The 13,228-nt window shown below is 74.1% G+C and carries 12 protein-coding genes; 10 read left to right on the top strand and 2 right to left on the bottom strand.

The window, feature by feature from the left end; genetic code table 11:
- The first annotated feature begins 17 nt into the window (after nucleotides 1-17).
- Together rnhB and ABT093_RS27540 are read left to right on the top strand one after the other, a co-directional pair.
- Complete coding sequence (gene rnhB, locus ABT093_RS27545) at nucleotides 18-728, top strand: ribonuclease HII (RefSeq protein ID WP_350569044.1); 711 nt, start codon at nucleotides 18-20, stop codon at nucleotides 726-728.
- A 100-nt stretch (nucleotides 729-828) separates the two neighbouring features.
- A complete protein-coding gene (locus ABT093_RS27540; RefSeq protein WP_350569042.1) occupies nucleotides 829-1,530 on the top strand; it encodes a hypothetical protein in 702 nt (233 codons plus the stop codon).
- A gap of 82 nt (nucleotides 1,531-1,612) precedes the next feature.
- Here the strand turns inward: ABT093_RS27540 and ABT093_RS27535 are convergent, their stop codons facing one another.
- Nucleotides 1,613-2,302 carry a hypothetical protein gene (locus tag ABT093_RS27535; RefSeq protein ID WP_502884329.1) on the bottom strand — a complete coding sequence of 230 codons (690 nt, stop codon included), beginning with the start codon at nucleotides 2,300-2,302 and terminating at the stop codon, nucleotides 1,613-1,615.
- Nucleotides 2,303-2,613: 311 nt separating this feature from the next.
- On the opposite strand from ABT093_RS27535, the gene ABT093_RS27530 reads away from it, so the two are divergent.
- Entirely contained in the window at nucleotides 2,614-4,770 is a 2,157-nt protein-coding gene (locus ABT093_RS27530) for a RecQ family ATP-dependent DNA helicase (protein ID WP_350569041.1), read from the top strand.
- 147 nt (nucleotides 4,771-4,917) lie between these two features.
- Nucleotides 4,918-5,265, top strand: a complete 348-nt coding sequence (locus ABT093_RS27525; protein WP_350569039.1) for an ArsR/SmtB family transcription factor — start codon at nucleotides 4,918-4,920, stop codon at nucleotides 5,263-5,265.
- A gap of 64 nt (nucleotides 5,266-5,329) precedes the next feature.
- Here ABT093_RS27525 and ABT093_RS27520 read toward each other — a convergent pair whose 3' ends face one another.
- Nucleotides 5,330-6,703, bottom strand: coding sequence for a cation:proton antiporter (locus ABT093_RS27520; RefSeq protein WP_350569038.1), 1,374 nt, complete (start codon nucleotides 6,701-6,703; stop codon nucleotides 5,330-5,332).
- Between the two features lie 261 nt (nucleotides 6,704-6,964).
- Here ABT093_RS27520 and ABT093_RS27515 point away from each other — a divergent pair, with 261 nt between their 5' ends.
- The 6 genes from ABT093_RS27515 to ABT093_RS27490 form a co-directional block, all read left to right on the top strand.
- A complete protein-coding gene (locus tag ABT093_RS27515) occupies nucleotides 6,965-8,014 on the top strand; it encodes a hypothetical protein (protein WP_350569037.1) in 1,050 nt (349 codons plus the stop codon).
- 117 nt (nucleotides 8,015-8,131) lie between these two features.
- Nucleotides 8,132-8,485 (top strand): ArsR/SmtB family transcription factor, encoded by a 354-nt coding sequence (locus ABT093_RS27510; RefSeq protein WP_350569036.1) that lies wholly within the window; start codon nucleotides 8,132-8,134, stop codon nucleotides 8,483-8,485.
- On the top strand, nucleotides 8,482-8,730 hold the full coding sequence (locus ABT093_RS27505; RefSeq protein ID WP_350569034.1) for a hypothetical protein: 249 nt from the start codon (nucleotides 8,482-8,484) through the stop codon (nucleotides 8,728-8,730). Before ABT093_RS27510 ends, ABT093_RS27505 begins: the two co-directional genes overlap by 4 nt.
- A 151-nt stretch (nucleotides 8,731-8,881) precedes the next feature.
- Nucleotides 8,882-11,179, top strand: coding sequence for an MMPL family transporter (locus ABT093_RS27500; RefSeq protein WP_350569033.1), 2,298 nt, complete (start codon nucleotides 8,882-8,884; stop codon nucleotides 11,177-11,179).
- Between the two features lie 220 nt (nucleotides 11,180-11,399).
- On the top strand, nucleotides 11,400-11,618 hold the full coding sequence (locus ABT093_RS27495; protein ID WP_350569032.1) for an MbtH family protein: 219 nt from the start codon (nucleotides 11,400-11,402) through the stop codon (nucleotides 11,616-11,618).
- 91 nt (nucleotides 11,619-11,709) lie between these two features.
- On the top strand, nucleotides 11,710-13,228 hold a 1,519-nt coding region (locus ABT093_RS27490; protein WP_350569031.1), incomplete at its 3' end, for a condensation domain-containing protein.

Genomic DNA, 13,228 nt, shown 5'->3' with positions numbered 1-13,228 from the left:
GCTGAACGGATCCCCTCATGCCCATCGTCCCGCCGACGCATTCCGTCGAGCGCTCGCTGCGCCGCGCCGGCGCCAGGACCGTCGTCGGCCTCGACGAGGTCGGGCGCGGTGCCTGGGCCGGGCCGGTCACCGTGGGGGCGGCCGTCACCGGCCTGCGCCGGCCGCCGGAGGGGCTGACCGACTCCAAGCTGCTCACCGAACCGCGCCGCCGCGCGCTCGCGCCCGTGCTCGCCGACTGGGTCACCGCGTACGCGCTGGGCCACGCCTCGGCGCTGGAGTGCGACGAGCTCGGGATGACCGCCGCGCTGCGGCTGGCCGCCGTCCGGGCGCTGGAGGCGCTGCCGGTGGAGCCGGACGCGGTGATCCTCGACGGCAAGCACGACTACCTCGGCGGCCCCTGGCGGGTGCGCACGGTGATCAAGGGCGACCAGTCGTGCATCTGCGTGTCCGCCGCCTCGGTGCTCGCCAAGGTCCACCGCGACGGCCTGATGGCCAGCCTCGGCGAGGAGCACCCCGCGTACGGCTTCGCCGACAACGCCGGCTACCCCTCCCCGGTCCACCGGGCCGCGCTGGAGGAGCTGGGCCCGACCGAACACCACCGCCTCTCCTGGTCCTACCTCGACGGGCTGCCCCGGTGGCGCCACCTGAAGCGGATCCGGGTGCTGCCCGGATCCGGCGGGGCGGGCTCCGCGGAGGCCGCCGGGGAGCAGCTCGCGCTCGGATTCTGACGGTTCGTCGGGAAACTCCCGCGGCGGTGCGCGGGGCGCGCGGTGCCCAAGGGGTGGGGCGCCCGTGCGCGTTCGACCGGCATTTGATAGATATCCGGGTATGCCTGTCTTCCCCGAGGAGCCGGAGATCAAAGAGAGCCTCCCGGGCCCCGGCGTTCCCAGCCCCCGCGAGTCGGACGCACAAGCCCTCCGCGCGCCGGCCACCGGCGCGACCGCCGCCGTACCGTCGGCCACCGGCGTCACGCCGGCGCCGGTGCCGGGCCCCCGCCCCGCGCCGCCGCGGCCGGCACCGCCGCGTGCGGCGGCCGCGCGTACGGACCGTCCGGGGCCTTCGCCGCGCCCGAACCCGATTCCCAAGCCCAGCCCTCCGCGGCCCGCGCCCCGCCCGGCGCAGGTCGAGGTCCGGCACGTCCCCGCCGCGGAGGCGGAGGCGCTGGACCGCGCGGACGAGACCGTCGACCTGCTGCTGGAGGCCGGCCGCGACCCCGGTGCCGTCCTGGTGCTGACGGTCGGCGCGGCGCACCCGTGGCAGCAGCACGAGCTCTCCTTCGGCGAGGAGCGCTACTGGGCGCAGCTCGCCGAGGGCGGCGACGTGTTCTACGCCGACGCCGGGCTGACCCGCCCGGCCCGCCGGCCGGTGGTCGTGCTGGTCGTCAACGGCGGCCCGGCCGACACCGCCGCGGCGGTGTACACCAAGGCGCTGCGGCACGCGGAGTCGCTGCTGGTGGTCTGCGGCGGAACCGACCCGGCCGCCGCCGGTGCGCCGCTCGCCGCCCCGGCCCCCCGCAAGCTGCCCGCCTGAGAACCGTCCCGGCCCGGTACCCCCCGCGGTGCCGGGCCGCGGCGTTCCCGCCGCCCGCCGGCGCCCGGGAGCGGCCGGCCGGTCAGCGGGTGCCGGTGCGCCGGGCCGGGCCGATCGCCGCGACCCGGGCGGGCCAGGCGCGCTCGGACTGGCGGGAGCGCGGTGACCGCTCGCCGCGCTGCGGGCGCTGGCCGCGCGGGGGCTCCAGCGCCGTGCGCGGCGGCAGCTCCGTCACGGTGTGGACCGGCCCGTCCGCCCACGAACCCGCGTGCGGATTGCGCCCGCCGCGCCCGTCGCCGAGGACCTGCCAGCCGGCCGGGGTCAGGGCGACGTACGCCCCGCAGCGCAGCCCGTGCAGGCTCGCCGCGTCCCGCAGGGCCCACATCCAGGCGCCGTCCTGGTCCGTCCAGCCGGCCGCGCCCTCGCGGCAGCGCAGCAGGACGGCCGTCCGTTTCGGGGCGGGCAGCCGCAGGTCGTGCGGGGTGACCTGGCGCAGCTGGGTGAGGACCGCGTTGCGGTGCTGCCAGCCGTCCGTGTCGTGCGGCCAGGGCGCGAACGAGGCCGAGGCGGTGACCCGGTGCAGCGCGTCCAGGACGGCGACCACCACGGTGCCGGGCTGCGGCAGGTGGCGCCGGTGCAGGTCCAGGACGAGTTCGCGGGGGTCGCGGAGCAGCGGGATCCCCGAGGCCGCCCAGGTCTCCAGGCCGAGCTCCCGTCTGGGGGCCGAACTCCGGACGGGGGGATACTGACCTCGGTCGTTGCCGCTGATCACGACCCTCCTTCCGACCCACGGGCGCGCGGGTGTCTGCGTACGCCGGAGGAACGGTCCGCAGGACCAGGCTCCGGGTACGGTCCAATTCTCAGGGCAGATGGGGTGGAGCGGCAACGATGAAATGATGAACGCCGCCCGAAAGCCCATGTTCTGCCGGAATTATTCACCGGGCGCAACACTCTCCGGCCGGCGCCCGGCGACTGCTCCGTTCGGGTGGGCCGGACCGCTTCCCGGCCGCCCGCGGGCCCCCGCCGGCCCGGCGGTCCGGGCCGAGGTGGCGGATTGTCCCCGCCGTCGGGTTGCATGGGGGCATGAACGATCTGGAGCTGCGCACCGAAGCCGATGCCGTCCTCGCCGAGCTGGTCGGTGATCCGACGGGGACGGCGCGGCTCCGGGAGGACCAGTGGCAGGCGGTGGCGGCGCTGGTCAGGGAGCGCCGCCGCGCGCTGGTGGTGCAGCGCACCGGCTGGGGCAAGTCGGCGGTGTACTTCGTGGCCACCGCCCTGCTGCGCCGGCGCGGCTCCGGCCCGACGGTGATCGTCTCGCCGCTGCTGGCGCTGATGCGCAACCAGGTCGACGCGGCCTCGCGTGCCGGCATCCACGCGCGCACCATCAACTCGGCGAACCCGGAGGAGTGGGAGACGATCCACGCCGAGGTCGAGCGCGGCGACGTCGACGTGCTCCTGGTCAGTCCCGAGCGCCTCAACTCCGTCGACTTCCGCGAGCAGATGCTGCCCAAGCTGGCGGCCACCACCGGCCTGCTGGTGGTGGACGAGGCCCACTGCATCTCCGACTGGGGGCACGACTTCCGCCCCGACTACCGCAGGCTGCGGGCGATGCTGGCCGAGCTCGCCCCGGGGGTGCCGGTGCTGGCCACCACGGCGACCGCCAACGCCCGGGTCACCGCGGACGTGGCCGAGCAGCTGGGCACCGGCGGCGGCGAGGCCCTGGTGCTGCGCGGCCCCCTGGAGCGGGAGAGCCTGCGGCTGGGCGTGGTGCGGCTGCCGGACGCCGCGCACCGGATGGCCTGGCTGGCGGAGCACCTGGACGAGCTCCCGGGCTCCGGGATCGTCTACACGCTCACCGTGGCCGCGGCCGAGGAGGCGACGGCGTTCCTGCGCCAGCGCGGCCTGGTGGTCTCCTCGTACACGGGCCGGACCGAGAACGCCGACCGCCAGCAGGCCGAGGACGACCTGCTGCACAACCGGGTCAAGGCCCTGGTGGCCACCTCCGCGCTGGGCATGGGCTTCGACAAGCCCGACCTCGGCTTCGTGGTCCACCTCGGGTCGCCGTCCTCCCCGATCGCCTATTACCAGCAGGTGGGCCGCGCCGGCCGCGGTGTGGAGCACGCGGAGGTGCTGCTGCTGCCGGGCCGTGAGGACGAGGCGATCTGGCGGTACTTCGCCGAGACCGCCTTCCCGCCGGAGGCCCAGGTGCGCCAGACCCTCGCGGTCCTCGCCGAGGCGGGGCGGCCGCTGTCCGTGCCGGCCCTGGAGACCTCGGTGGACCTGCGCCGCAGCCGGCTGGAGACGATGCTGAAGGTGCTGGACGTGGACGGCGCCGTGCGGCGGGTGAAGGGCGGCTGGACGTCCACGGGCGCCGACTGGGCGTACGACGCGGAGCGGTACGCGCGGGTGGCCCGGCAGCGCGCGGCCGAGCAGGAGGCGATGCGCTCCTACGTCACCACCACCGGCTGCCGGATGGAGTTCCTGCGGCGCCAGCTGGACGACGAGGAGGCCGTGCCGTGCGGCCGCTGCGACAACTGCGCGGGCGCCTGGGCCAGCGCCACCGTCTCCACCGAGACCGTGGCGGGGGCGACGAAGGAGCTCGGCCGTCCCGGGCTGGAGATCGAGCCGCGCCGGATGTGGCCGACCGGCATGCCGGCGCTGGGCGTCGACCTCAAGGGGCGCATCCCGGCCCAGGAGCAGTGCTCGCCCGGCCGGGCGCTGGGCCGGCTCTCCGACATCGGCTGGGGCAACCGGCTGCGCCCGCTGCTGTCCGAGCAGGCGCCGGACGGGCCCGTCCCCGAGGACGTGCTGAAGGCGGTCGTGACGGTCCTCGCCGACTGGGCGCGTTCCCCGGGCGGCTGGCTGGCGGGCGGACCGCAGGCCCCGGCCCGGCCGGTCGGGGTGGTCGCCGTACCGTCCCTGTCCCGCCCCCGGCTGGTCTCCTCGCTCGCGCAGGGGGTCGCGGGCATCGGGCGCATCCCGTACCTGGGGGAGCTCGCGTACACCGGCCCGGGCGGTGCCCACGTGGCGCCGCGCAGCAACTCCGCCCAGCGGCTGCGGGCGCTGGCCGCCGCTCTCACCGTCCCCGGGGAACTCGCCGCCGCGCTGGCCGGCGACCCGGGGCCGGTCCTGCTCGTGGACGACAGCACCGACTCCGGCTGGACCCTCGCGGTGGCCGCCCGCCTGCTGCGGCGGGCGGGGGCCGGAGAGGTCCTGCCGCTGGTGCTCGCGGCGGGCTGACCGTCCCGCCCGCCGGGAGGGCCGGCGCCCCCGTCCGGGGCGCCCGGGGCGGTAACCGGAGGCGAGTCGCGCAGATCGTTTGACATCGGCACGGAGCGTGGTAAGCCTCGACGGACGGTAGACCACGGATTCAGGGGGGCGTGGGCCATGTCCAGCATCGAATTCTTAGCCTTACTGGCTGCGGTGGGGCATCCGCAGAGGCTCAGAATCATCGCCGCACTCGCGGAACGGCGGATGTACATCAGCGAGCTGGCCCGCCGTCTGGGGATGTCCCGCCCGCTGTTGTACATGCATCTGGACCGGTTGGAGAAGGTCGGCCTGGTGGAGGGGAGCCTGGACCTGTCCGAGGACGGGAGGGCGCTGCGGTACTTCGAGCTGGTGGAGTTCGAGCTGGACGTGGACGTCGAGACGATACTGGCCGCCGTGCGGTCCGACGAGGAGCAGGGGGCGGCGGAGCCCGCGTCGAAGGACGAGGAACCGCCGCCCGGACCGTAAGGGTCTGTCTCTCGGATCCTTGCCGGGGCTGATCCGACAAAATCCAGGAGACAGACCCCGGGCCTCAGACCCCGGCCCGCCGGGCGCCGGAGGGCGGACCCTGGCTCCCGACCTCCAGTCTCGGGTTCCCGGAGCCCGCCCCCGGTGCCGGGGAGGGCTCCGTTCCGTCGCCCGCGCCGCGCAGCCGGTTGAGCGCCGGGGAGGTGAGGGCCGTGGTGACGAGGGCCATCAGCACCAGCATGGTGAACAGGTCCTGGCCGATGACGCCCAGTTCGAGTCCGATGTTGAGGATGACGAGCTCGGTCAGTCCGCGGCAGTTCATCAGCGCGCCGACCGAGAGCGAGCTGCGCCAGCTCTGTCCGCAGGCGCGCGCCGCCGCGGCGCTGCCGCCCCACTTGCCGAGCACCGCGACGGCGAAGACCGCGAGGGCCCACAGCCACAGCGCCGGGTCCGACCCCAGCATGCCGATGTCCGTGCGCAGCCCCGTGTGCGCGAAGAAGAGGGGCAGCAGCAGCGGCACCACGACGGTGCGCAGCCGGGAGGCGGCGCGGTGGATCTCCGGTGACGTGCGCGGCATGACCATCCCGAGGGCGAACGCGCCGAACAGGGCGTGCAGGCCGATGCGGTCGGTGGCCAGCGAGGACAGGCACAGGCCCGCGAACAGCGCGAGCAGGACGAGGTTGTCCCGCCCGCCCTCGGCCGGGTCCCCGTCGGCCCCGGCCGTCCGCGGTCCCGCGGTGAGGGCGGCCCGCCGGGCCAGCCGGTCGAGCAGCGGCCGTACCGCGTACAGCATGAGCGCGATGAAGCCCGCCGACATCAGGGCGGTGAGCACCGGCTCGAAGGCGGAGCCGCTGTGGGTGACGGTCACCACGATCGCGAGCAGACACCAGGCCATGGCGTCGTTGACGGCCGCGCAGGCCATCGCGAGGGCGCCCAGCGGCGAGTGGTAGATGCCCCGGTCGGTGAGGATCCGGGCCAGCACCGGGAAGGCCGTGATGCTCAGGGCCACGGCGATGAACAGGACGAACGGCAGCCGTCCGACGCCGTCGGGGGCGAGCGGGCCGTACATGCCGAGCGCGAGCGTCGCCCCGAGGGCCAGCGGCAGGAGGATCCCGGCCTGGCTGACGGCCAGGGCCGTCCGGCCGAGGCCGCGCAGCGTCCCCAGCTCCAGTTCCAGGCCGATGAGGAACATGAAGACCAGCAGGCCGAGCTGGCCGAGCACCCCGGTGTACGGGATGGACTGCGGGGGGATCAGCAGCCGCTGCGCCTCGGGCCACAGCTGGCCGAGCAGCGAGGGGCCGAGCAGGATGCCCGTGGCGATCTCCCCCACGACGGGCGGCTGTCCGACGCGGCGGGCGAGGGCGGCGCCGGCCCGGCAGGCGACGATCACGGTCGGAACGGCGATCAGGAGTCCGGGCAGCGGATCGGTTGCGGACACGGGCGCTTCCTTCCGGGCGAAGGGGCCGTCGGGCGGGGCCGCCGGGCCTTCACGGTGGGCGAGGTGGGCGACGGATCGGGCGGGTGCCCCCACGAGGCGCTGCGGGAGCGGGCGGAGCCGGAACCCGTCCAGGGTGGGAGCGGGACCTATACCTGCCCTATAGGGCCCGCGGGTGCGGCGGCGGGGCGGAGGGCGGCAGAGACGGAATATAGGGCGGGCTCGGAGGCTGGGAGGCCGGTAACCCCTCTTCGGAAGGAAGCCATGAACCGCACACAGCGCTTCGCCCTGACGGCCGCCGCCGTCATGGCCGCCACCGGCCTCGGCGGCCTCGCCCCGGTGGCCCAGGCCGCGCCGGCGGCCTGCACCTACCGGCCCAGCCAGCTGCCCGTCCCGGCCGGCGCCACCGCGGGCGTGGTCACCGCGATGGCCGGTACGGACGTCTACGCCGGGCGGATCGAGTACCCGGTCTCCGGCGGGACCCAGCCGCACGCGGCGATCTGGTCGGGCGGCACCGTCACCGACCTGGGAGTCGTGACCGGCGCCGACACCACGCTCGGCGTCTTCGACGTGAACGCCTCCGGCGTCGCGGTCGGCTACGCCTGGCAGCTCACCGGCTCCGACGACGGCTGGCCGACCGGGAAGGACTTCCCGATCCGCTCCCGCAACGGGCGGCTGGAACTGCTGCCGCTGCCCGCGGGGGCCTACGACGTCGTGGCGCGGGTGGTCACGGCGAACGGCGACATCTACGGCGACGGCTACGCCGATGACCCCAACCACCGGGTCGTCTTCCACTGGCCCGCCGGCAGCACCGGGCCCGCGGTCCGGCCGTCCGGGTTCCCGGTCGGCAGCCGGGTCGAGGGTGTCGACACGGACGGCACGGTCGCGGTCACGGCCGTCGACGACATCAAGGGGACCACCCGCCCCTACCTCTGGAAGGCCGGTGTCGCGCGGGCGCTGCCGATTCCGTCCGGGGCGGTGAACGCCACCATCTCGGCGATCTCCAACGGCGTCGTGTCGGGCGACGGCCAGGCCGCGGACTTCAGCCGGTTCGGCGTCGTGTGGGGCGCCTCCGGCCAGGCCGCGCGGCTGACCGACAGCTACGGGACCTCGGACGTCAACAGCACCGGCCTGATCCTCGGCACCTCCGGCAGGTCCCGCTCGACCACGCTGTGGCAGGGCACCGCCACGGCGGCCACGGTCGCCGGCGACGGCCAGGTGTACGCCCTCAACGACGGCGGGACGCTGGGCGGAGCGAACGCTCCGGCCGGCACCACCTACCCCAGGTTCCCCGCTGTGTGGCGCTGCTCCTGATGCCCGGTCAGCACTGAGGAAGGGGCCCGGCCGTCTCGGCCGGGCCCCTTCTGCATTGGCAGATGACAAGAGAAATGAGTACCTGCTAACGTTCCTTTGCATGTGCTGGGTGTTGCGATGAAGACGCCACTGCCAACCGGTGATGAGCTGGTGCTGATGTTGGCGACCCTGGCCAACCCGCACCGCCTTCGGGTCGTCGCGGTGCTGGCCGGGGGGCGCAAGTACGTGAGCCAGTTGGCTCGGGACATGGGGATCAGCCGCGCGCTGCTCCAGGTCCACCTGAAGAAGCTGGAGACGGCCGGGCTCGTGTCGGCGCAGCTGGAGATCTCACCCGATGGGAAAGCGATGAAGTTCTACGAGGTGACACCCTTCGCGGTGCACCTGACGCCGGAGTCGATCGCGGCCGTGATGCCGACGCTGACCAGTGCCGACGCGGCGCCGGGGCGCGAGGAGAAGGGGGGGGACCGATGAACGGGTCCGACTGGACGGAGATCATCGGGGCGCTGGGCCTCTTCCTCCTGGTCACCGTGGTGCTCGCGGTGCTCATCTGGCAGTTCGGTGCCACCTACCGCGCCAAGGCGGCGCTGGCCCGCGAAGGGGAGTACCGCAAGCTGGCCGAGACGGCCGTCGCGGTCCAGCAGGACACCGAGCGAGAACTCTCCGAGATGCGCGGGCGGCTGGAGTCGCTGGAGCGGATCCTCAAGGAAGTCGAGTAGGAGGCGGGCGCGCGTCGCCTTCGCGCACCACGCGACACATCGAGCGGGGCCGCCGAGCGGCAACTCGGCGGCCCCGGTTTCGGAAGGCATCTCCCTCGCCGACAGGCGAGTTTTCCCTGGACAAGCACCTCCATCTCAAGGAGAGCAGTTCATGCTGCGCAAAGGCAAGCCGGATGCCGCGCCTTCCGGCGGCGGGACACCGGACGTGACGGCCGCCAAGGGCGGCGTCGTGGAATCCGTCGTCGGCTGGTCGGTCCGCCACCGGACGCTGGCGATCACCGGCTGGCTGGCCCTCGTGATCGTCGCCGTCCTCTCCAGCTCGTTGATCAGCGGGCGCGACGCCCGCTCCACCGACCCGGGCGACGCCGGGAAGGCCCAGCGGATCGTGCGCGCCGAGGACGCCGGCGACTCCATCCGCGAGAACGTCCTGATCCAGGCCCGCGAGGCCGGCGGCCCCGCGTTCCTGTCCAGCCCCGAGCTCAAGGAGGCCGCGCAGAGCCTGGTGACGGCGCTGCAGGGCACCGGAGAGGCGGTGGCCGACATCGGTTCGCCGCTGGGCGCCGACGGCGGACGCTGGATCTCCCAGGACGGCCGCTCCGGCCTCGTCACCTTCGAGCTCGCCGGCCCCCTGGAGAACCGCAAGCAGAACTACCGCGCGGTCCTCGACCTCGTGAAGAAGGCCCAGGACACCCATCCGCAGCTGCGGATCGTGCAGGCGGGCGACCGCAGCCTCAACGCCGTCGTGGACGACGCGATCAAGGACGACTTCAAGCGCTCCGAGGTCACCTCGCTGCCGCTGACCCTGGTGATCCTGCTCGTGGTCTTCGGTTCGCTGATCGCCGCGGGCATCCCGCTGCTGCTGTCGGCGACGGCGGTCATCGCCACCTTCGGCCTCCTGCAGACCATCGGCAAGGTGGTGCCGGTCAACAGCGCCGCCTCCTCCATCGTGCTGCTCATCGGCATGGCCGTGGGCATCGACTACTCGCTGTTCTACCTGCGCCGGGAGCGCGAGGAGCGGCTCGCCGGACACGACACCCGCACGGCGCTCGCGATCGCGGCCCGCACCTCCGGCCACGCCGTGGTGGTCTCCGGGCTCACCGTGATGGTCTGCGTGTGCGGCCTGCTGTTCACCGGGCTCGACGTCTTCAAGGGCCTGACGGCCGGCACCGTGGTGGTCGTCGGCCTGACGGTGGTCGGCTCCGTGACGGTGCTGCCGGCGCTGCTGGCCGCCCTGGGCCACCGCGTCGACAAGGCCCGCATCCCGTGGCTGGGCCGGCGCCGGACCGCGGCCCGCGAGTCGCGCACCTGGTCGTCCATCGCCCGCGGCGTCGTGCGGCGCCCCGCGCTGACCGGTGGCATCGCCACGCTCGTCCTGCTCGTCATGGCCCTGCCCGCGCTCGGCATGCACCTGCAGGACCCGGCCACCACCGACAGCCTGCCGCGCAGCGTCGCCCCCGTGGACGCCGCGGTGCGCATGAACGAGGCGTTCCCCGGTTCGGCGAGCCCCGCCCGGGTCGCGATCGCCGACCGCTCCGGCGGGAAGGTCGACACCCCCGCCCTGCGCGAGGCGGTCGGCGCCCTGCACAAGCAGGCCGCCACCCCCGGCAGCGGCATCGCCGAGCCGATCACCGCGGTGCCGATCGGCGACGCGATGGTGGTGCGGGTGCCGCTGGTCGGCAAGGGCACCGACGACACCTCCAACCGGTCGCTGGAGAAGCTCAGGGACACCGTGCTCCCCGCCACCGTCGGCGCGGTGCAGGGCGTCGACTACGCGGTCGGCGGCAAGACGGCGCAGCCGTACGACTTCGCCCAGCGGCTGAACGGGCGGACCATCGCGGTCTTCGCCTTCATCCTCGCCCTGGCCTTCGTGCTCCTGCTGGTCGCCTTCCGCTCCTGGGCCATCCCGCTGGTGTCGATCCTGCTCAACCTGCTCTCGATCGGCGCGGCCTACGGCGTGCTCACCTGGGTCTTCCAGGACGGCAACCTGGCCTCGCCGCTCGGCTTCACCTCGTACGGCGGTGTGGTCGCCTGGCTGCCGCTGTTCATGTTCGTGATCCTGTTCGGCCTGAGCATGGACTACCACATCTTCATCCTCAGCCGGATCAGGGAGCGCTGGGCGAAGGGCGCCAGCTCGAAGAACGCGATCATCGGCGGCATCGGCAGCAGCGCCGGCGTGGTCACCAGCGCCGCCGCCATCATGACCGCCGTGTTCACGGTGTTCGTGAGCCTGACCGCCATCGAGTACAAGATGATGGGCGTCGGCATGGCCGTGGCCATCCTCATCGACGCCACCGTCGTGCGCGGCGTGCTGCTGCCCGCGGCGATGGCCCTGCTGGGCGACCGCGCCTGGTCGGCCTCCGGGCGCGGCCGGCACCGCCCGGCGGCGCAGGAGTCCGCGGCGCCCACCCTTGAGCCGGTACGCCCCGCCCACCATTCCCCCGTGTCGTAGGCGGGGCGTACCGCACCACCGAAGCGCCCCGTCCCGGGAGTCAGGCATCCGCCGGCTCCCGGGGCGGGGCGCTTCGCGCGTCCGCACACCGGCCGGGGCGCGCCCGTGGACGCCCGCATAGCTCCGGTATAGGCGAAGTATCGGGCGGTCGAGAAAGCTTCAGACGTTGATCGACGAGCATCCGAGAATCCGAACTCCGTCTCTCATGTGAGGACTTCTGATGGCTGAAGAGCGGGACGACGCCGAGATCTACCTGGTCGTGGTCAACGACGAGGAGCAGTACTCCGTCTGGTGGGCCGACCGGGAGCTGCCCGCCGGGTGGCGTGCCGAGGGCACCACGGGAACCCGTGCCGCCTGCCTGGAGCACATCGGCGAGGTGTGGACCGACATGCGTCCGCTGAGCCTGCGCCGGCGCATGGAGCAGCAGCCCGCGCACTGAATTCCCGGCCGCCGGAGGCCGGTCGAGGAAAAGCGAGCAAGGTCCCACATCAAGTCGGCTACGCAGTAGCGGTGGCAGAGGAGCAGCTGAGATGAGCGCCGGTAACAACAGGGACGGCGCTGCCGTCGACGCCCTTCGGGAAGAGCTCCTCCGCCGCCGGCTCAGCGGGGCGGCACCGCGCGGAGGCCGGCCGGGCATCGGTCCCGCGGACCGGACCGCCCCGCTGGTGCTGTCGCACGGGCAGCGGCAGATGTGGTTCCTCAACCGGCTCGAACCGGGCAGCCCCGAGTACCTGGTGCCGTTCGCCTTCCGGCTGCGCGGCGCGCTCGACGTCGCCGCGCTGCGCCGGGCCTGGACCGAACTGACCGCCCGGCACGAGGTCCTGCGCACCCGGTACGCGCTGGCCGGCGCGGAGCCCGTGCAACTCGTCGACGACGCGGCCGCCGAGCCGGAGCTGCCGCTCGTCGAGGCCACCGGCGCCGCGGCGGACCGGATCCTCGCCGAGGAGGCCGTCACCCCCTTCGACGTCGAGCGGCAGTGGCCCGCGCGGGCGCGGCTGATCCGCACCGGCCCCGACGAGCACATCCTCACCGTGGTCTTCCACCACATCGCCTTCGACGCCTGGTCCACCGGCGTGCTCGGCGGCGAACTCGCCGCCCTCTACGAGGCGTTCCGCGAGGGCCGGCCCTCCCCGCTGCCCGCCCTCCCGGTCCAGTACGCCGACTACGCGGCCTGGCAGCGCGCGGAGCTCTCCGGCGACGCGCTGGAGCGGCACCTGGCGTACTGGCGCGAGCGGCTCGCCGGCCTGCCGTCGACCGACCTGCCCGCCGACCGGCCGCGCCCGGCCTTCCGCAGCTCCGCGGGCGGCGACGTCTCCTTCCCGGTCTCCGCCGAACTGTCCGCCGCCGTCCGGGACATCGCGCGCCGCCACGGGACCACCCCGTTCGTCGTGCTGCTCTCGGCGTTCCAGCTCCTGGTGTCCCGCTACACCGGTCTGCGCGACGTCCCGGTCGGCACGACCGTCTCGGGCCGCGTCCACCCGCAGCTGCAGGACATGATCGGCTACTGCGTCAACAGCCTGGTGATGCGCGGCCGCTGGCAGGAGGACACCGGGTTCGACGACCTGGTGGCGCTCAACCGGGCCGCCCTCGCCGACGCCTACGACCACCAGGCGGTGCCCTTCGCCCAGCTCGTCGACGAGCTGCGGCCGGAGCGCGACATGTCGCGCACGCCGCTGTACCAGGTGGCCCTCACCATGCACCAGCGCGGCGACGGCGGCCTGAGGCTGGCGGACCTCGACGTCGTCCCCCACCCGATGACCAGCCGCATCGCCAAGTGCGACCTGGAGCTCCAGGTCGACGACGCGGGACAGGACGGCTTCCGGGCCCAGCTGGTCTATGCCACCGCCCTGTTCGACGAGGCCACCGTCGAGCGGATGGCCGGGCACTTCGTACGGCTCCTGGAGTCCGCCGTCGCCGAGCCCGGCCGTCCGGTCGCCCGGCTCGGCATGCTCGGCGCCGGTGAGCGGGAGTGGTTGCTGGCGGCGGGTGGTGAGGGGTCCGTCGCGGCGGATCCGCGGGTCGTGCACGAGGTGTTCGAGGCGCGGGTGG

Origin of the sequence: Kitasatospora sp. NPDC002551, assembly GCF_040296005.1 — a bacterium.
Classification (GTDB): domain Bacteria; phylum Actinomycetota; class Actinomycetes; order Streptomycetales; family Streptomycetaceae; genus Kitasatospora.
This window is presented reverse-complemented; position numbering and strand designations above follow the sequence as displayed.

Bases quoted from the DNA above. Each gene is read 5' to 3' on its own strand.
- rnhB (WP_350569044.1), top strand. From the start codon at position 18: ATGCCCATCGTCCCGCCGACGCATTCCGTCGAGCGCTCGCTGCGCCGC.
- ABT093_RS27540 (WP_350569042.1), top strand. From the start codon at position 829: ATGCCTGTCTTCCCCGAGGAGCCGGAGATCAAAGAGAGCCTCCCGGGC.
- ABT093_RS27530 (WP_350569041.1), top strand. From the start codon at position 2,614: ATGAACGATCTGGAGCTGCGCACCGAAGCCGATGCCGTCCTCGCCGAG.
- ABT093_RS27525 (WP_350569039.1), top strand. From the start codon at position 4,918: ATGTCCAGCATCGAATTCTTAGCCTTACTGGCTGCGGTGGGGCATCCG.
- ABT093_RS27515 (WP_350569037.1), top strand. From the start codon at position 6,965: ATGAACCGCACACAGCGCTTCGCCCTGACGGCCGCCGCCGTCATGGCC.
- ABT093_RS27510 (WP_350569036.1), top strand. From the start codon at position 8,132: ATGAAGACGCCACTGCCAACCGGTGATGAGCTGGTGCTGATGTTGGCG.
- ABT093_RS27505 (WP_350569034.1), top strand. From the start codon at position 8,482: ATGAACGGGTCCGACTGGACGGAGATCATCGGGGCGCTGGGCCTCTTC.
- ABT093_RS27500 (WP_350569033.1), top strand. From the start codon at position 8,882: ATGCTGCGCAAAGGCAAGCCGGATGCCGCGCCTTCCGGCGGCGGGACA.
- ABT093_RS27495 (WP_350569032.1), top strand. From the start codon at position 11,400: ATGGCTGAAGAGCGGGACGACGCCGAGATCTACCTGGTCGTGGTCAAC.